The 16,705-nt window shown below is 76.0% G+C and carries 16 protein-coding genes and 1 tRNA gene; 4 read left to right on the top strand and 13 right to left on the bottom strand.

Annotated features, from left to right (window positions below):
• Positions 1 to 284 precede the first annotated feature (284 nt).
• The 3 genes from ACSNN9_RS13360 to ACSNN9_RS13350 all read right to left on the bottom strand — a co-directional run bounded on the left by ACSNN9_RS13360 (position 285) and on the right by ACSNN9_RS13350 (position 2,905).
• On the bottom strand, positions 285 to 755 hold the full coding sequence (locus ACSNN9_RS13360) for a MarR family transcriptional regulator (RefSeq protein ID WP_436673355.1): 471 nt from the start codon (positions 753 to 755) through the stop codon (positions 285 to 287).
• Positions 756 to 808: 53 nt separating this feature from the next.
• On the bottom strand, positions 809 to 1,987 hold the full coding sequence (locus ACSNN9_RS13355; RefSeq protein ID WP_436673354.1) for a PP2C family protein-serine/threonine phosphatase: 1,179 nt from the start codon (positions 1,985 to 1,987) through the stop codon (positions 809 to 811).
• A gap of 171 nt (positions 1,988 to 2,158) precedes the next feature.
• Positions 2,159 to 2,905 carry an SAM-dependent methyltransferase gene (locus tag ACSNN9_RS13350; protein WP_436673353.1) on the bottom strand — a complete coding sequence of 249 codons (747 nt, stop codon included), beginning with the start codon at positions 2,903 to 2,905 and terminating at the stop codon, positions 2,159 to 2,161.
• Between the two features lie 119 nt (positions 2,906 to 3,024).
• Here ACSNN9_RS13350 and ACSNN9_RS13345 point away from each other — a divergent pair, with 119 nt between their 5' ends.
• From ACSNN9_RS13345 to ACSNN9_RS13335, 3 genes are all read left to right on the top strand, one after another.
• A complete protein-coding gene (locus ACSNN9_RS13345; RefSeq protein ID WP_436673352.1) occupies positions 3,025 to 3,906 on the top strand; it encodes a universal stress protein in 882 nt (293 codons plus the stop codon).
• Between the two features lie 81 nt (positions 3,907 to 3,987).
• Positions 3,988 to 4,200: a phosphatidylethanolamine-binding protein gene (locus ACSNN9_RS13340; protein ID WP_101409922.1), complete on the top strand. Its 213-nt coding sequence runs from the start codon at positions 3,988 to 3,990 to the stop codon at positions 4,198 to 4,200.
• Positions 4,197 to 4,676, top strand: a complete 480-nt coding sequence (locus tag ACSNN9_RS13335) for a hypothetical protein (RefSeq protein ID WP_436673351.1) — start codon at positions 4,197 to 4,199, stop codon at positions 4,674 to 4,676. Before ACSNN9_RS13340 ends, ACSNN9_RS13335 begins: the two co-directional genes overlap by 4 nt.
• On the opposite strand, the gene ACSNN9_RS13330 is transcribed toward ACSNN9_RS13335, so the two are convergent.
• On the bottom strand, positions 4,673 to 4,876 hold the full coding sequence (locus tag ACSNN9_RS13330) for a hypothetical protein (protein ID WP_121398373.1): 204 nt from the start codon (positions 4,874 to 4,876) through the stop codon (positions 4,673 to 4,675). The genes ACSNN9_RS13335 and ACSNN9_RS13330 overlap by 4 nt on opposite strands.
• Before the next feature lie 120 nt (positions 4,877 to 4,996).
• Here ACSNN9_RS13330 and ACSNN9_RS13325 point away from each other — a divergent pair, with 120 nt between their 5' ends.
• Positions 4,997 to 5,644 (top strand): hypothetical protein, encoded by a 648-nt coding sequence (locus ACSNN9_RS13325; protein ID WP_436673350.1) that lies wholly within the window; start codon positions 4,997 to 4,999, stop codon positions 5,642 to 5,644.
• A gap of 5 nt (positions 5,645 to 5,649) precedes the next feature.
• On the opposite strand, the gene ACSNN9_RS13320 is transcribed toward ACSNN9_RS13325, so the two are convergent.
• The 9 genes from ACSNN9_RS13320 to fdh all read right to left on the bottom strand — a co-directional run bounded on the left by ACSNN9_RS13320 (position 5,650) and on the right by fdh (position 16,367).
• A complete protein-coding gene (locus tag ACSNN9_RS13320; protein WP_165947846.1) occupies positions 5,650 to 5,820 on the bottom strand; it encodes a hypothetical protein in 171 nt (56 codons plus the stop codon).
• 65 nt (positions 5,821 to 5,885) lie between these two features.
• Positions 5,886 to 7,184: a hemolysin family protein gene (locus ACSNN9_RS13315; protein WP_436673349.1), complete on the bottom strand. Its 1,299-nt coding sequence runs from the start codon at positions 7,182 to 7,184 to the stop codon at positions 5,886 to 5,888.
• Between the two features lies 1 nt (position 7,185).
• Positions 7,186 to 7,383 carry a hypothetical protein gene (locus tag ACSNN9_RS13310; protein WP_350687479.1) on the bottom strand — a complete coding sequence of 66 codons (198 nt, stop codon included), beginning with the start codon at positions 7,381 to 7,383 and terminating at the stop codon, positions 7,186 to 7,188.
• Between the two features lie 40 nt (positions 7,384 to 7,423).
• Positions 7,424 to 9,187, bottom strand: coding sequence for a selenocysteine-specific translation elongation factor (gene selB / locus ACSNN9_RS13305; RefSeq protein ID WP_436673348.1), 1,764 nt, complete (start codon positions 9,185 to 9,187; stop codon positions 7,424 to 7,426).
• Between the two features lie 3 nt (positions 9,188 to 9,190).
• Entirely contained in the window at positions 9,191 to 10,495 is a 1,305-nt protein-coding gene (gene selA, locus ACSNN9_RS13300) for an L-seryl-tRNA(Sec) selenium transferase (RefSeq protein ID WP_436673373.1), read from the bottom strand.
• Between the two features lie 19 nt (positions 10,496 to 10,514).
• Positions 10,515 to 10,610: transfer RNA gene (locus ACSNN9_RS13295), tRNA-Sec, on the bottom strand.
• A gap of 45 nt (positions 10,611 to 10,655) precedes the next feature.
• On the bottom strand, positions 10,656 to 11,897 hold the full coding sequence (nrfD, locus tag ACSNN9_RS13290; RefSeq protein WP_436673347.1) for an NrfD/PsrC family molybdoenzyme membrane anchor subunit: 1,242 nt from the start codon (positions 11,895 to 11,897) through the stop codon (positions 10,656 to 10,658).
• Positions 11,894 to 13,078 carry a 4Fe-4S dicluster domain-containing protein gene (locus tag ACSNN9_RS13285; RefSeq protein WP_436673346.1) on the bottom strand — a complete coding sequence of 395 codons (1,185 nt, stop codon included), beginning with the start codon at positions 13,076 to 13,078 and terminating at the stop codon, positions 11,894 to 11,896. Before ACSNN9_RS13285 ends, nrfD begins: the two co-directional genes overlap by 4 nt.
• Positions 13,068 to 16,367 (bottom strand): formate dehydrogenase, encoded by a 3,300-nt coding sequence (gene fdh / locus ACSNN9_RS13280; RefSeq protein ID WP_436673345.1) that lies wholly within the window; start codon positions 16,365 to 16,367, stop codon positions 13,068 to 13,070. Before fdh ends, ACSNN9_RS13285 begins: the two co-directional genes overlap by 11 nt.
• Between the last annotated feature and the right edge of the window lie 338 nt (positions 16,368 to 16,705).

Genomic DNA, 16,705 nt, shown 5'->3' with positions numbered 1-16,705 from the left:
GGCCGAGGACGGGCGGCGGAGAACGTGGCCGCTGTCGGGCCGGCTGACGCCGGCGTCCCCTGCGATCCCCGTACGGGACCTTCGCCTGACACGGCCCGCGATCGTCACGATCACGGGCCGGCTGATTGCGCTGCCACTATATCGGGCTCCCGGTGCCCGCTCCGGGCTCAGGCTTTCCGTCCCGCCGGTGGCGGCTGCGTCGTGTGTGGCGTGTCACCACGCGTAAGGCATCCTAGGACACTAGTGGGACGATTCGGAATGGCGCTGACGACGGGAAACCCCCGTCAGGCGGTGCGGGTCGAGGAGTCGACCGGCGACTCGACCGTCGCGGCGGCGGCCGCCCGCTCGAAGGCCAGCAGCGCCAGCAGCAGCTCGTGCTGCGCCCGACCGGGCATCCGGTCCAGCACGGCCTGCACCGCACGGTGCCGGCGCTCCTGCAACTCCCGCAGCAACGTCTCGGCGGCGGGGGTCGGCACCAGCCGCACCTCCCGCCGGTCGCGGGGGTCCGGCACCCGGCGCAGTAGCCCGACGGCCTCCAACCGGTCGCAGAGCCGGCTCGCCGAGGACGGTACGACGTCCAGCAACTCGGCCAGGCCGTTGACGTTGGTCTCCGGCCGGCCGCTGATCAGCGACAGCACCCGCAGTTGCGTCGGCGAGACGGCCATCTGGTGCCGGGACACCGCCGAGTCGAGCACACCGACGAGCGCCTCGGCGGCGGCGCCGACCGCCGCGGCGAGATTCGGAGGTCGCTCCACCCGGTGTCCCCTGCGATCGTCCCGCTCGTGCCCTGCCGTGGCGACGACGGCTCTCACCCGTCACCCCGCCCGGCGGAACCACGCCAGTCCAGGCAGACGACGACCGCGTCGTCGCGCAGGTCGGCATCCGCGTGCCAGGCGTGCAGTTCGCGCATCACCGTACCAACTGACTCCGCCGGCGGCTGCAGCCGCGTGGACCGCATCGCCCGCGCCATCGCCCGCTCCCCGTACGCCCCGCGGTCACCGGGATCGGCGGCCCACACCCCGTCGCTGACCACGAAGAGCCGGTCCCCCGGTTCCAGGTCGAACTCCTGGACGTCGTAGCGGGCCTCGGCGAACATGCCCAGCGGCAGCTGCTGCTCCAGGTCGATGGGCGTCACCGTGCCGCCGCGCAGCCGAAGCAGGTGCGGAGAGCCGGCGTCCACCGCCCGCACCCGGCCGGTGACGGTGTCCAGTTCGAGCAGCAGCGTGGCCACGTAGCGGCGACCCCGGTGCTGGTAGAAGACCGTGTCGGAGGCCAACTCGGCCTGCTCGACGAGGCCGCCCCCCGAACGCCGGGCGTTGCGCAGCGCGTTCACGGTGACGGCGGTCAGCAGCGACGCCGCCAGCCCGATCCCGGTGCCGTTGAGCACCGTCACCGTGAGCCGGTCGTCGTCCACCGACCAGTCGAAGTGGTCCCCGCCGACCGTGTACGCCGGCTCCAGCTGGCCGGCGAGCTCGAACGCCGCGTGGCTCACGCCGCGTCCCGGCAGCAGCTCCCACTGCATCTCCGCGGCCATGCTGAGCCGCTCCCGCCGGCGGATCCGGCGGTACCGGTCGGTCTCCCGGTCCGCCGCGCGCAGCACGACGGCCAACTCACCGGCGATGTCCGCGGCCCGCTCGACGACGTCCGGACCGACCGGGCCGGGCAGCTCGACCAGGAGCACGCCCAGCCGCTCCCCCCACACCGACAGCGGCAGGTAGAGCCGGCACGGACCCCCGTCGTCGGCGTCGGTCACCGGCTGCTGGCTGCTGAAGCAGCGCTGCGCCACGGTGTGGCAGGCGAGGAAGCCGCCGTCGGCGAGGTCGGTGTCCAGCACCGGCCAGAGCCCGGTGATCCGGTAGTCGGCGATGAACACGTCCGTCCGGGAGGCGCCGAGCGCCGACCGGATGGCCCGGTCCGCCGCCTCCACCACCCGGTCGGGCGGGGCCGCACGAAGCGCACGCGAGACCTGGCCCGGTGCCTCCAACATGATCACCCTCCGGAAGCTTGCCGTAGGGCAAGCATCATACGGAGGCCCCTCCCCCGTCCTCCGGGCGGGCGGGCGGAAACACGCCGTCGCGGCGCGACGCACGCACGGCGCGGGGCGCCGGCGTCGCCTCGGGCGGCGCCGGCGCTGGCCGGGTGCTGGATGGACGGCCGGTCAGGCCGCCGAGCGGACGGCGAGCCCGCCGTGGAAGGCGTCCGGCACCTGCGCCGGCGGGCCGTCCGGACGCCACCGGTCGATCGGGACGATGCCGTCGTCGGTGGGCGTCCAGCGGCCCAGCAGCCGTGCGAACGCGGCCGGCGGGCGCATCCGGAACGCTGGCCCCATCATCGCGAGGGCCTCCGGGAAGGCGGCCAGTTCCTCGGTGTCGAAGTCGACGGCGAGCAGGCTGCCCGGCGCGGTGGCCTCGTAGAGCTCGTCGAGGGTGCGCGCCAGCGTCTCGTCGTCCAGGAACGCGGCCAGGCCGAGGAAGACCACGCCGACCGGTCTCCTCCCCCACCCCGGCACGAACCGGTGCAGCTGGGCGCGGTCGACCGTGCCGATGTCGGCGGCGTCGCCGTAGCCGTAGCCGGCCCGGTCGCTGCCGGCAAGCAGGCGCTGGCCGAGGCGGATGGTGACCGGGTCGACGTCGGTGTAGAGCACGGTGGCCTCCGGGGCGACCTCGTGCACGTTGCCCATGGTGGGCACCCCGGCGCCGAAGACGAGGAAGCTGTCCACCCCTTGCGCGGCCATCGCCCGGACCGTCCGGCCGAGAAAGGCGCGCAGCTCGCGGAAGACCGGCGCGCACGGCCCGTACGCCTGCTCGAAGTCGCGGGCGGCGGCGACGTCGACCGGGAAGTGGTGCTCCCCGCCGAGCCAGAAATCGATCATTCGCGCGGTGCTCGGCTGGTCCGGCTCATCCATCGACGACGCTCCCTCCCCGGTGGGCGTGGACAGCGTACCCACCGGTCGGGCTGCGCGGTATCGGCCCGCCGACAGGCGGCCGGCCGCGATACTGGCCGGGAACCGGCGGGAGGTGGGCGGTGAACTCGGCGAACGGCGCGGCGGTGGTCGTCGGCGTGGACGGCTCGGAATCGGCGCTGCGCGCCGTGCGGCTCGCCGCCGTCGAGGCGGCCCGCCGACACCGGCCGCTGCGGATCGTGCACGCCTTCATCTGGCCCCTGCTGCACGTGCCCGTCGGCGCGCCCGCCGGGGGCCCACCCGGCGCCGGCCTGCGGCACCAGGCGGAACAGGTCGTCGCCGCCGCGACGGACGAGGCCGAGGCCATGGTGCCCGGGCTGCGGATCTCCGGCGAGATCATCGACGGCGAGGCCGCCGCGGTGCTGCTCGGCGAGTCGCCGTCCGCCGCGTTGATCGTGCTCGGCGACCGGGGGCTCGGCGGCTTCTCCGCCCTGGTGGTCGGGTCCGTCGCGGTGCAGGTCGCCGCGTACGCCGACTGCCCGGTGCTGGTCGCCCGGGGCACCGACCACCCCGACGGGCCCGTGGTCGTCGGCGTGGACGGCTCCGAGACGGCGCGGCTCGCCGCGGAGTTCGCCATCGAGGAGGCGTCGGTGCGCGGCGCGGCGCTGGTCGCGGTGCACGCCTACCGGCACCCGACCTCCACCGGCCCGGGGGACATGCGACCACTGGTGTACGACGACACCGAGCTGCGCTCCGAGGAGGAGCGGGTGGTCGCCGAGTCGCTGGCCGGGCTGACGGAACGGTGGCCGGACGTGCCGGTCGGCCGGGAGACCACCCGGGGCCGCCCCACCACCGTGCTCGCCGAGGCGTCCCGGCGGGCCCAACTGCTGGTGGTCGGCCGGCAGGGGCGCGGCGAGCTGACCGGGCTGCTGCTGGGCTCGGTGAGCCAGTCGCTGCTGCACCACGCCGACTGCCCGGTCGCGGTGATCCGCGCGCCCCGCTGAACCGGTCGCGGGGTTGGTCGCGGCGCGGGCGGGTAGACGACCGCGGTACGCCAACGGCGACGACGACCGGAGGAGGCAGTGATGCCAGGACCACGGCCGGGCAGCAACGCGTACGACAAGCAGCGGGCGCGCATCCGGAACGCGATCGACGATTCGGGACGGCGGGTGCCGGACGACAAGGCCAACGACGTGGCCAACCGGATCCTGCAGTCCGACCGCGGGCAGCGGGGGGTCGTACGGGGTGAGCGGGTCTACGGCCCCAAGGGCGAGCGCGAACCGGGCGACCCGAAGTGAGGGCGGCGGGCCTGGCCGACGGGGCGATCGCCGGCGCGGTCGGCAGCACCGCCCTGAACGTGGTCAGCTACCTCGACATGGTGGTCCGCGCGCGACCGGCGAGCAGCACCCCGGAGCGCAGCGCGGGGCGGGTGGCCGAGGTGGCGCACGTGGGTCTGGGGTCCGGGGACCGGGCGGCGAACCGCCGCTCGGGCCTCGGGCCGCTGCTCGGCTACGGCATCGGCGTCGCCGCGGGGGTCGGGTACGCCCTGCTCGCCCGGGGCCGGCGGATGCCGCTGCCGCTGGCCGTCGGGGTGCTCGGCGGCGGCGTGATGACGATGTCCGACGGCTCGATGACCCTGCTCGGGGTGACCGATCCGCGCACCTGGCGCCGGTCGGACTGGCTGGCCGACATCGTGCCGCACCTCGCGTACGGCGTGGCGGCCGCAGCCACCTGGAACCGGCTGCGACCGCCCGCCTCGGGCCGGGGCTGTTAGCCCCCGGCGCTCTCGTCGTCGGCGACGGGCTCGGTGGCCGGGCCGTACGGGGACACCTGCCCCCGCGGCACCGGCCGCCCCTCGTCGCCGTGCGACGAGCCGCGGTTGAGCGGGTGCCCGGTCGGGCGCGGGCCCTTGCTGTCCTGGCTGGTGGCGCCCTTGTTGTTGCGGCGGAACTCCTCCTGCTGCGGGTTCACCACGGCTCTCTCCTTCCGGGGTCCGACCGTGTCCGACGTCGGTTACCCGCCCGCCCCGGCCGCATACCCGCCGGGAAGCACGCTCGCAGGGGTGGCCGGGCGCAGGGCGGGTACACCCCGAGGATGGGCGACGACCGGAAGGTGGCGCGGGTCCTGCTGGACCGGCGGGGCCGCACGTACGCCGAGGAGGCGGGTATCACGCTCGCCGACCGGCCCGCCCCGCTCTACCAGCTGCTGGTGCTCGCCACGCTGCTGAGCACGCGGATCCGGGCGGGGGTGGCCGTGGCGGCCGCGCGGGAACTCTTCGCCGCCGGCTACCGGACCCCGCAGGCAATGGAGGCGGCGAGCTGGCAGGACCGGGTCGACGCGCTGGGCCGGGGCCACTACCGCCGCTACGACGAGCGCACCTCGACGATGCTCGGCACCGGGGCCCGGCTGTGCCTGGACCGCTGGCGGGGCGACCTGCGCCGGCTGCACCGCGACGCCGGCGGCGAACCGGCCGGGCTGCGCCGACTGCTGACGGAGTTCCCCGGCATCGGCCCCACCGGCGCCGACATCTTCCTGCGCGAGGCGCAGGTGGTCTGGCCGGACCTGCGCCCGTTCGCCGACCGGCGGGCCCTGGCCGGCGCGAAACGCCTCGGCCTGCCCGGCTCGGCGGAGCGGCTGGCCGGGCTGGTCGACCCGGCCGACTTCGGCCGGCTCGCCTCCGCGCTGGTCCGGGTGGCCCTCGGCGAGGAGCCCGCCGGCGAGGTCACCCGCGCCGCCGCGTGACGGGGCTACTTGGCCGTCTTGTCGCCCGGCTTCGTCAGGTGCCACACCAGCAGCGCCGCCAGCAGCGCGAGCACGACGAGGCCGCCGGACACGCCTCGGCCGTCCTCCTCGCTGCGGCCGGTGGTGCCGAAGTAGATCACCGCGAGCCCGGCCAGCACCGTGACGAACGTCCGCATCCCTCGGTCCTTCACACCCGGACGGTAGGACCCGACCCGCCCCGGACGCAGCCGTTTCGTCCGTTTCAACCCGGGTGGGTGTCGGGTCGGGGGCCGGTGGGGAAGCCACGCAGCCGGACCCGGCGGATCGTCCGGCCGGACACCTGCACCACCTCGACGGTCAGCCCCGGCAGGTGCACGGTCTCCCCCGGGCCGGTCGGCAGGTGCCCCAGCCCGGCCAGCACCAGGCCGGCCACCGTCGTGTACTCCCGCGACGGCCGGAAGTGCAGGCGCACGCCGACGTCGGCCAGGTCGTGCAGCGGGAAGTCGCCCGGCACCAGCAGCGCACCGTCCGGTTCCCGGATCACCCCGGTCACGTCCCGGTCGGTCTCGTCGTACAGCTCCCCGACGACCTCGGCCAGCAGGTCCTCCATGGTGATCATGCCGTCGACCCCGCCGTGCTCGTCGACGACGAGGGCGAGCTGCTGGTGGCACTGCCGCAGCTCGCGCAGCGCGTCGGAGACGGGCAGGGTGCCGGGCAGCAGCAGCGGCGGCCGGGCCCGGTCGGCGACCGTCGCCGCGTCCGCCTCGACGAGTTCGCGGATGTGCACCACGCCCCGCACCTCGTCCAGCCCACCCGGCCCGACGACGGGGGCGCGGGAGCGGCCGGCGGCGGCGAGCCGGCGCAGCCCGTCGGCGGCGGGCAACGTCGCGGGGAGCACCGTCACGTCCAGCCGGGGCACCAGGATCTCCCGCAGCGTCCGGCCGGCGATGTCGAACGCGCCGGTGAGGATCTCCCGCTGCTGCGCGGACAGGCCCCGCTGGCTGACCAGCATCTCCCGCAGCTCGTCCTCGGTCATCTCCGTCCGGCTGGCGCGCGGGTCCCCGCCGGCGAGCCGCACCACCCCGTTCGTGGCCTTGCTGAGCAGCCAGACCGCCGGCCGCGACAGCCGGGCCAGCAGGTCCAGCGGGCCGGCGCTGACCAGCCCCCAGCGCTCCGCGCGCTGCATCGCCAGCCGCTTGGGGGCCAGTTCGCCGACGACCAGGGTGACGAACGTCAGCAGCACGGTGACCAGGACGACCGCGACGCCGCGCGCGGCCCCGCCGAGGAAACCCAGCGGCCCGACCAGCGGCTCGGCCAGGGAGACCGCGGCGGCGGCGGAGGCGAGGAACCCGGCGAGGGTGATGCCGAGCTGGATGGTCGCCAGGTACCGGTTGGGGTCGCGCACCAGCCGGGCCAGCCGCTCCCCCGACCCGCTGCGCCGGCCCAGCTGCCGCACCTGCCCCTCGCGCAGCGTCACCAGCGCCATCTCGCTGCCCGACAGGGCCGCGTTGACCAGCACCAGCACCGCCACCAGCGCGAGCTGACCGAGCTGCGCCCCCATGTCAGTCGACCTCCAGGTCGTCGAGGGAGATCTTGTGCGTCATCAGCCACCGGGCCAGCGCCGACATCCCGAACAGCCACAGCGGCGCGGACTCGGTGGTGCCGTTGGTGGCGAAGATCGCGAAGCGCAGGTCCGGCGCCCGGTACGCCTCGATCCGCCATTTGTGCTGCTTGTCCCGCCAGACCGCGGAAGGGTCCATGGCGCCACGCTAGGCGACCACCGGCCCCGCCGGGGCGGCTTCAGGACGGGGCCGTGACCACGACCCGCGCGTCGTCGGGCAGCCGCCGGGTGACGCCGCGACGGTCCAGCAGCTCCAGCAGCGGCACCGCGACCCGGCGGGTGGTGTCCAGCGCCCGCCGCGCGGCGCTGAGCGTGAACGGCTGGGGCAGCCCGGCCAGCACCCGCACGGCGTCGTCGGCCGCGCCGGGCAGCAGCACCACGTTCTCGGCGAGCCGCAGCAGCGCCCCCGCGCGCACGGCCGCGCCGATCTCCCGGGGACCCAGCCCCAGGTCGGCGAGGTGCTCGGCCTCGGGGGCCCGGAACGGGCGGTCGGCGTACTCGGCGCGGACCCGGGCCACGGCCCGGGCCACGGGTTCCGGCAGCGCGTCGGCCGCCGACGCGGTGACCCGACCGGCGCGCAGCCGCAGCGGCGGCCGGACCAGCGCCTCGACCAGCGCCCGCTCGGGCAGGCCGAGGCGCTGGCGCAGCAGCTCGACCGGCGCGCCCGGCTCCAGCGGGTGCTCCCGGGCGTGCCGGGCGACCTCCTCGACCAGCCGGGCGCCGAGGCCCCGCCAGTGCTCCGGGTCCGCCAGCCAGTCGCCGGCCACCGGCCGGCCGGTGCCCTCGACCCCGGTGCGGAGCAGGTCGGCGGCCCGCGCCAGCCCCCGCCGGCGCAGCTCGCCGGCCAGGTCGGGGCGGCCGTCCACCGTCGCCAGCACGGCCGCGCGGGCGGCCGCCGCGCCCCGGCGGGTCAGCGGCGGCGGCGCCACGTCCAGCACGGTCACCCCGCCCGCGACGTGGTGCCGGCCCGGGTCGCGCAGCAGCGCCCGGTCCCCGACCAGCAGCGGCAGCGGGCGGGCCAGCCGCAGCCGGGCGGTATCCGGACCGAGGGGCCGGACCCGGGCCGGCACCGCCGCCGAGCCGATGTGCAGGGTCAGGGTGGCCGGCAGTTGCGCCGTCGGGTCGCCGGCCAGCCGGACGTCCAGCAGGTCCGTGCGGTGGAAGCGGCCAGGGGTGAGCAGCGCGTCGCCACGCCCGAGGCGGTCCCGGGGCGTGCCGCGCAGGTTCACCGCCACCCGGGCGACCGGGGCGACCTCGGGCCGGGCCACGCCGAGGCAGTGCAGGCCGCGTACCCGCACCGCCTCCGCGCCGCCGGCCAGCTCCAGTTCGTCGCCCACCCGCAGCCGGCCGGCGCCGAGGGTGCCGGTCACCACGGTGCCGGCGCCGCGCACGGTGAAGGCGCGGTCCACCCACAGCCGCACCGGGGCGTCGGTGCGCGGGGCGGGCAGCCGGGCGGCGAGCCGGTCCAGCGCCGCGCGCAGCTGCGGCAGGCCGGCGCCGCTCACCGCGCTGACCGCGACCGCGTCGACCGCGCCGAGGGAGGTGGCGGCCAGCTCCGCCCGGGCGCGGGCCGTCGCCGGGCCCGGATCGGCCAGGTCCGCGCGGGTCACCACCAGCAGGCCGTACGACACCCCGAGCGCGTCCAGCGCCGCCAGGTGCTCGGCCGACTGCGGCATCCAGCCCTCGTCGGCGGCGACGACGACCAGCGCGGCGGGCACCGGGCCGACGCCGGCGAGCATGTTCGGCACGAACCGCTCGTGCCCCGGCACGTCGACGAACGCCACCGTCGTGCCCGAGGGCAGCGTGGTCCAGGCGAAGCCGAGGTCGATGGTCATGCCCCGGCGGCGTTCCTCGGCCCACCGGTCGGGTTCCATCCCGGTCAACGCCCGGACCAGGGTCGACTTGCCGTGGTCGACGTGCCCGGCGGTGGCCACCACGAACACGCCTCAGCCCTCCCCGGGCACGCGCAGCACGGCGGCGCGTAGCGCCGCGTCGGCGTCGGGGGGCACGCAGCGCAGGTCCAGCAGCAGCCGCCCGCGTACCACCCGGCCCAGCACCGGCGGGTCGCCGACGCGCAGCGGAGACGCGTACCGCTCGGGCAGGCTGAGCGCCCACGAGGCCAGCTCGACGCCGGGGGCCCCACCGCCGCCGACGACCGCCCCGGCGGGCACCACCTGCGCCTCGCACCCGTCGGCGGCGAGCGCGTCGCGCAGCCGCTCGGTGCGCGCCCGCAGCGCGCCCGCGTCGGCGTGCAGCGCGGCCCGGGTGGGGGTCGCCGGATCGCCGAGGGTGGCGGCGAGCGCGGCGAGGGTCAGCTTGTCCACCCGCAACGCCCGGGCCAGGGGGTGCCGGCGCAGCCGTTCGACCAGGTCGGCGGCACCGAGCAGCAGCCCCGCCTGCGGGCCGCCGAGCAGCTTGTCGCCGCTGGCGGTGACCAGCGCCGCCCCGGCCCGCAGCGTGCTGGCGGCGTCCGGCTCGGCGGGCAGCAGCTCATCGGGCGCGAGCAGCCCGGAGCCGATGTCGGCGACCACGGGGACGCCGAGGGTGGCCAGCCGCCGCACCGGCACGGCGGAGGTGAAGCCGGTGACCTGGAAGTTCGACGGGTGCACCTTGAGCACGAACCCGGTGCGGGGACCGATCGCGGCGGCGTAGTCGTCGAGCGTGCTGCGGTTGGTGGTGCCGACCTCGCGCAGCCGGGCGCCGGTGCTCTCCAGCAGGTCGGGCAGGCGGAACCCGTCGCCGATCTCCACCAGCTCGCCCCGGCTGACCACGATCTCGGCGTCGGCGGCCAGCGCGGTGGCGGCGAGCACCAGCGCGGCGGCGCCGTTGTTGACCACGTGCACCGCGCCCGCGTCGGGCACCGCCGCCGCGAGGGCGTCGAGGGCGTCGCGTCCGCGCCGGGCCCGCCGCCCGGTACGCAGGTCCAGCTCGACGTCGGTGTGCCCGGTGGCGGCGGCGACCGCCGCGACGGCGGCGGGCGACAGCGCGGCCCGACCCAGGTTGGTGTGCAGCACCACCCCGGTGGCGTTGAGCACCGCCCGGGGCGCCGCCGCGGGCAGGGCGGCCAGCGCGGCGTCGCGTACCGCCTCGGGGGTGATCTCGCCCCGACGGGCGCGCTCCTGGGCGCGGTGGACGGCGGCCTTGACCCGCTCCCGGCCCAGGGTGGCCGCGGCGGTTGCCAGCCGGGGGTCGGCGAGCAGCGCGTCGGTGCGCGGCACCCGCCGGCGCGGATCGGCCGCGACGTCCCCCATGGTCCTCACTTCCGCAGCGTGGCGGAGACGGACGGGAATCGAACCCGCCTGGCCCGGATCCCGGACCACACCGGTTTTGAAGACCGGGAGGGGCACCAGCCGCCTGAACGCCTCCACGCAGCAGTGAACCACAGGCCCCGCGGGCGTGCGCGGGAGGGCGTCAGCCCCCGGCGGCGCGGCGCCGCTCGAGGCGCTCGCGTTGCGGCACCACCGTGTACTTCGGATCCTTCGCCGAGGCCACGCCGCCCTCGAAGATGCCGAACCGGGTCGCCACCGAGGCGCCCAGCAGAGCCACCCCGGACAGCGCGGAGAGCGTCCGGCTGCGCCGGCCCAGCAGCGCGCCGGCCACCCCGACCGCCGTCAGGGTCCGCCCGGCGCGCAGCAGTCGACCGGGCCGACCGGTGCGGTAGGGCTCACTGAGCAGCCCGAGGCGGGTCTCCACCCGGTGCGCGCCGTACAGCTCCAGGGCCGCGCCCGCCACCGCCATCCGGCGGGCGGGCCCGGCCTGCGCGGCGGGCGCGGCGATCAGTCCCACTCCCGCGCCGCTGGCCAGGGCGCTGCCCGCGAAGATGACCGGCAGTTCCGGGTACGCCTCGTGCCACGACGGCACGGCCGTGTCGGCCAGCAGCACCCCCGTGTACGTGGCCAGCGCCGGCGCGGTCGCCGCGGCGGCCAGTCCGGCGGCGTGCCCGACCGGCGGCAGCGCCTGGCGGACGAGCCCCGGCAGGCCGCGCCCGGGCAGCCACGACGCGCTCTCGGCGACCGCCGCGAGCCCGGCGGCCGGGCCGAAGGCGCCGAGGATCCAGGTGCCCACGGACATGGGCGAGGTGGGCTTGGCCACCCGCAGCATGTGGTGGAACCGGGCGGGCCGCCCCAGATCCTTGATCAGGAAGACGGTGCTGGCGGTGACCGCCGCCAGCGAGGCGACCCGGCCGGCGCGGCGCAACGCGGGCCGGCCGGTGAGCTGCCCGCCCGCCGCGAGCAGCGACGAACCGGCGGCCAGCCCGCCGGTGAACAGGTACGCGGCGATGTCCCACTTCCAGACCGGCGCCTTGAGGATCGGCCGGCCGTAGTAGGAGGTGAACTCGGCCTCCGGGACGGCCAGCTCCTCGCCGCCGCGCCGGCCCCGCCCGCCACGCCGCCGCCCGCGGCTGGCGGCCTCGGCAGGCGGCTGCCGTTCTCCGGTCTCGGCGTGCGGCTGCCGCGCTCCGGCCGCAACCGTGACGCCCCGCGACACGCCCGCCCCGGCGACGCCACCGCCGGGCTCGGCTCCCCCGCCCGTCACGTCCGGCAGCCCGCCGCCGGGTCCGGCGTCGCCGGCGTCGCTGGCGGGACCGGCGCTGCCGGCGAGGCGGTCACGGAAGCGGCGGAACAGGTCGCCGACCGGACGATCCGCGGTCACGAGGAACCTCCCACGAACGCGGCCACGGCCGCCGCCGCCATCGCCAGCGCGGCCACGCCCGCCCGCTTCCACATCTTCGGCAGGTCCCGGGTGGTGACCACCGGGTCCGGCGGCAGCCCGTACACCTCGGGCTCGTCGAGCAGCAGGAAGAACGCGCCGTCGCCGCCGACGCCGTCGCCCGGGTCGTGCCCGTAGAGCCGCGCCTCGGGTACGCCCCGCTCGTGCAGCGTCGCCACCCGGGCCGCGGCCCGCTCCCGCAGCTCGTCGAGGGGGCCGTACTGGATGGACTCGGTGGGGCACGCCTGCGCGCAGGCGGGGGTGTTGCCCGCGCCGATCCGGTCGTAGCACAGCGTGCACTTCCACGCCCGGCCGTCGCCCTTGCGCTGGTCGATGACGCCGTAGGGGCAGGCGGAGATGCAGTAGCCGCAGCCGTTGCAGATGTCCTCCTGCACCACCACCGTGCCGAACTCGGTGCGGAACAGCGAGCCGGTGGGGCAGACGTCGAGGCAGGCCGCGTGGGTGCAGTGCTTGCAGACGTCGGACATCATCAGCCAGCGGAAGTCGGTGCGCCCCTCCGCGCCCCCGGCGCGCCCCGGCGGCTGTGCCCCGGGCATGCCCAGGAACTCCGGCCCGCCGGCCCGGCCGGCCGTGCCCGTGCCGGCGGGGCCCGTGCCCGTGCCGGTGCTGGTCGCGCCGGTGCTGGTCGCGCCGCCGGTCGTGCCGGTGCTGGTCGCGCCGCCGGTGCCGGTCGCCGAGTCGGCCCCGGTGCCGGCGGCCATCCGCGCGGCCGCGTCCGCCGCGCCCGGCGGCACTCCCGGCTCCGTGCCGCTCGGGTTGCCGACGCCGGCGGCGACGGCCGCCGACGAGGCGCTGACCGACGCGCCCGTCGGCGTGCCGGCGAACGGCGGGCTGCGGTGCCCGGCCGGACGGGGCTGCTCGACGAACGCCACGTGCCGCCACGAGTTCGCGGTCAACGCGCCGGTGTTGTCGTACGACATGCCGAGCAGGTCCAACCCCGAGCCGGGGACGTCGTTCCACTCCTTGCAGGCCACCTCGCACGCCTTGCAGCCGATGCAGACGCTGGTGTCGGTGAAGAAGCCCATCCGGGGCGGGGCGTCGGTCCAGCCGGCCTCCGGGGCGGGATCCAGCGGACCGGAGAGGCTGTGCGGGTCAGGAAGCATCGCGGCCCTCCCCGGCCCCGTCGGCGGCGGGCGACGGCGGGAGCGCCCCCGGGGTGAGCGTCGGGGCCGGCCGGCCGGGGACGATGCCCGCCCGCCGCTGGTAGTCCGCCACCAGGTCCAGCAGGGCCGGGCCGGTGGGCCGCCGACCGGGCCGCACGTCACAGGTACCGATCTTGCTCTCCTGGATCAGCACGTTCGGGTCCAGGGTGATCCCGAACAGATCGTTGGCCGAGTCGCCGGTCACCAGCCCCTCGAACCCGAAGTGGTACGGCAACCACAGCTGGTGGATCACCCGCCCGTCCACGCGCAGCGGGCTGAGCCGGTCGGTGATCAGCACCTTCGCCTCGATCACCGCCCGCCCGCTGACCATGTGCGCCCAGCCCAGGTGCGCCAGGCCCACCTCCGCGGCCAGCTCCGGGGACACCTCGACGAACATCTCCGGTTGCAGCTCCGCCAGGGGCCGCACCGTGCGGCTCATCCCGCCCGCCGTGTGGTGCTCGGTGAGCCGGCTGACCGTGAACACGTACGGGAAGACCTGGCTGTGCTCCTGCGGCGGACTCGGGTTCACCGAGTTCACCGGGTGCGCGTACACCTTGCGGGTGGGGTTGGCCTGCTGCCGGTAGAACGGGTTGCGCACCGGCGACTCGGCCGGCTCGTAGTGCGTCGGCAGCGGGCCGTCGAGCACGCCGCTCGGCGCGTACAGCCAGCCCTTGCCGTCGCCCTGCATGACGAACGGGTCGTCGCCGGCGATCCCCTCCGGGCCGGACGCGCCCTCCGGCGGCCGGTACGTCGGCGGCTTGGTCCGCTCGAAGTCCGGCACGTCGTAGCCGGTCCACTCCCCCGCGTCCGGGTCCCACCAGACGTAGCGCTTCCGCTCGCTCCACGGCCGGCCCTGCGGGTCCGCCGAGGCGCGGTTGTAGAGGGTGCGCCGGTTCGCCGGCCACGCCCAGCCCCACTCGGCGGCCACCCAGTCCTGCTCGTGGCGGGACCTGCGCCGCGCCGCCTGGTTGACGCCGTCGGCGTACACCCCGGAGTAGATCCAGCAGCCGACGGCGGTGGAACCGTCGTCGCGGGCCTCGGCGAACGCCGACAGCGGGCGACCGGTCGTCACCTCGTACCCGTTGATCTCGCGCAGCACCGCCTCGGCGCTCGGCTCGGCGTGCGGGCCGTGCGTGGGGTAGTCCCAGGCCAGGTCGAGCAGCGCCCGGTCGCGCGGCAGGTCGGAGCCGGCCAGCTTCTCCCGCAGCCGCCGCCCGAGGTGGTAGAAGAACCACAGCTCGGAGCGGGCGTCGCCCGGCGGGTCGACGGCCTTCTCCCGCCACTGCAGCAGCCGCTGCGTCTGGGTGAAGGTGCCCTCCTTCTCCACGTGCGAGGCGGCCGGCAGGAAGAACACCTCCGTCTTGCACTGCTCCGGCACGATCTCGCCGGTGGCGACCTCCGGGCTGTTCCGCCAGAACGTGGCGCTCTCGATCATGAACAGGTCGCGGACCACCAGCCAGTCCAGGTTGGCCATGCCGAGGCGCTGCGCCCGGCCGTGCGCCGACCCCACCGCCGGGTTCTGGCCCAGCAGGAAGTAGCCCCGCACCTTCCCGTCGATCATGTTCAGCACCTGCTGGTACGTCCCGTGGTCGCCGGTCATCCGGGGCATGTACCCGTAGCAGAAGTCGTTCTCGGGCGTCGCCGCGTCCCCCCAGTACGCCTTGAGCAGGCTCGCCGCGTAGGCGCGGGCGTTGCCCCAGAAGCCCTTCTGACCCGGATGGCGGATGCTGTCCACCCACGCGTCGAAGGTGGGGTGGTCGGCGTGGTGCGGCATCGGCAGGTAGCCGGGGAGCAGGTTGAACAGCGTCGGGATGTCGGTGGAGCCCTGGATGCTGGCGTGCCCGCGCAGGGCCAGGATGCCCCCGCCCGGGCGGCCCATGTTGCCCAGCAGCAGCTGGATGATCGCGCCGGTGCGGATGTACTGCACGCCGACGCTGTGCTGCGTCCATCCCACGGAGTAGATCAGCACGCCGGTGCGCTCCCGGCCCGAGTTCGCCGCCCACGCCTGGGCCAGTTCCAGGAACTTCTCCCGCGGGATGCCGCAGACCCGCTCCACCATCTCCGGGGTGTAGCGGGCGAAGTGCCGCTTCAGGATCTGGTAGACGCAGCGCGGATGCTGCAACGTCTCGTCCCGCTCGGTCTGACCGCCCACCTGCGCGCCGTGCGACTCGTGACGCAGCCCGGCGGCGGTGTCCCGCTCCTTCGCGGTGTGCCCGCTGCCCGAGTCCGACTCGTGGCCCGCGTACTGCCAGGAGTCCTGGACGTAGCTGCCCGTCTCCGGGTCGAACCCGGAGAAGAATCCGTCGCCGTCCTCGGTGTCGACGAACCGCTCGCTGACGATCGTCGCGGCGTTCGTGTAGGCCAGCACGTACTCCCGGAAGTCCAGCTCGTTCTCCAGGATGTACCGCACCACGCCGCCCAGCAGCGCGATGTCGGAGCCCGCCCGGATCGGCAGGTAGGTGTCGGCCAGCGCGCTGGTGCGGGTGAACCGCGGATCGACGTGGAACACCTTGGCGCCGCGCCGCTTGGCCTCCATCACCCACTGGAAGCCCACCGGGTGGGCCTCGGCCATGTTCGAGCCCTGGATGACGATGACGTCAGCGTTGGCGACGTCCTGCTGGAAGTCCGTCGCGCCACCGCGACCGAAGCTGGCCCCCAGACCGGGGACGGTGGCGGAGTGTCAAATGCGCGCCTGGTTCTCGATCTGGAGCGCCCCCATCGCCGTGAACAGCTTCTTGATGAGGTAGTTCTCCTCGTTGTCCAGCGTCGCCCCGCCCAGGCTGGAGATGCCCAGCGTGCGGTTGAGCGGCCGGCCCTGCGCGTCGACGTCCTCCCAGGTCTCCGCGCGGGCGGCGAGGATCCGGTCGGCGATCATGTCGAGCGCGACGTCGAGTTCCAGGTCCTCCCACTCGGTGGCGTAGGGCCGCCGGTAGCGGACCTTCGTCTGCCGCAGGGGGCTGGTGACGAGACTCTTGCTGGCCGACCCCTTGGGGCACAGCCGGCCCCGGGAGATCGGGCTGTCCGGGTCGCCCTCGATCTGGGCGACCTCGTTGTCCTTGACGAAGACGCGCTGGCCGCAGCCGACCGCGCAGTAGGGGCAGACCGAGCGGGCCACGCTGTCGGCGGTCTCGGTGCGGGCGGTCAGCTCCGCCGACCGGCCGGACTGCGCCGCGGCGCCCCGGCCCAGCGGGTCGGTGCCGGTGAGTTGCCGGTAGACCGGCCAGCCCTGGATGAAGGTCCGCAGGCCCACGCGACACCCCCTCTCCCGGCCCGTCCGACGTCGCCAACATGAACATAGGCCAGGCCGCGCGGGACCGCGACCCGTGCCGCCCGATCACCACCCCGACGGTCGCCGCCCCGCACTCCGCGGCTTCGTGGCGGCGGCAGCGCGGGCTTCTTGGCCGAGGCGGCGCGGGCGGTGCCGTGTCGGGTGCGGGTGCGACGACGAGACAGCGCCGCCCCCGGGCCCGGAGGCTCGGGGGCGGCGCTGGTGTCGGTGTGCAGGTCGCCTCTCGGCGAGTGGCGCGACGCGGCTCCAGCCGAACGGTATTCCGCGAAGGCAATTTAGGTGAGGCCCGGGGACACTGG

The organism is Micromonospora sp. URMC 107 (assembly GCF_051386315.1).
In the GTDB taxonomy this organism is placed as follows: Bacteria; Actinomycetota; Actinomycetes; order Mycobacteriales; family Micromonosporaceae; genus Micromonospora.
The sequence above is the reverse complement of the archived record's forward strand: the minus strand, read 5'-3'. Positions and strand labels throughout refer to the sequence as shown.

What these genes read in the sequence shown, in the direction of transcription:
- ACSNN9_RS13310 (WP_350687479.1), bottom strand. Translation starts at nt 7,383, where the DNA reads ATGGACCCTTCCGCGGTCTGGCGGGACAAGCAGCACAAATGGCGGATC.
- ACSNN9_RS13315 (WP_436673349.1), bottom strand. Translation starts at nt 7,184, where the DNA reads ATGGGGGCGCAGCTCGGTCAGCTCGCGCTGGTGGCGGTGCTGGTGCTG.
- ACSNN9_RS13355 (WP_436673354.1), bottom strand. Translation starts at nt 1,987, where the DNA reads ATGTTGGAGGCACCGGGCCAGGTCTCGCGTGCGCTTCGTGCGGCCCCG.
- ACSNN9_RS13320 (WP_165947846.1), bottom strand. Translation starts at nt 5,820, where the DNA reads ATGCGGACGTTCGTCACGGTGCTGGCCGGGCTCGCGGTGATCTACTTC.
- ACSNN9_RS13340 (WP_101409922.1), top strand. Translation starts at nt 3,988, where the DNA reads ATGCCAGGACCACGGCCGGGCAGCAACGCGTACGACAAGCAGCGGGCG.
- ACSNN9_RS13325 (WP_436673350.1), top strand. Translation starts at nt 4,997, where the DNA reads ATGGGCGACGACCGGAAGGTGGCGCGGGTCCTGCTGGACCGGCGGGGC.
- ACSNN9_RS13350 (WP_436673353.1), bottom strand. Translation starts at nt 2,905, where the DNA reads ATGGATGAGCCGGACCAGCCGAGCACCGCGCGAATGATCGATTTCTGG.
- selA (WP_436673373.1), bottom strand. Translation starts at nt 10,495, where the DNA reads ATGGGGGACGTCGCGGCCGATCCGCGCCGGCGGGTGCCGCGCACCGAC.
- ACSNN9_RS13285 (WP_436673346.1), bottom strand. Translation starts at nt 13,078, where the DNA reads ATGCTTCCTGACCCGCACAGCCTCTCCGGTCCGCTGGATCCCGCCCCG.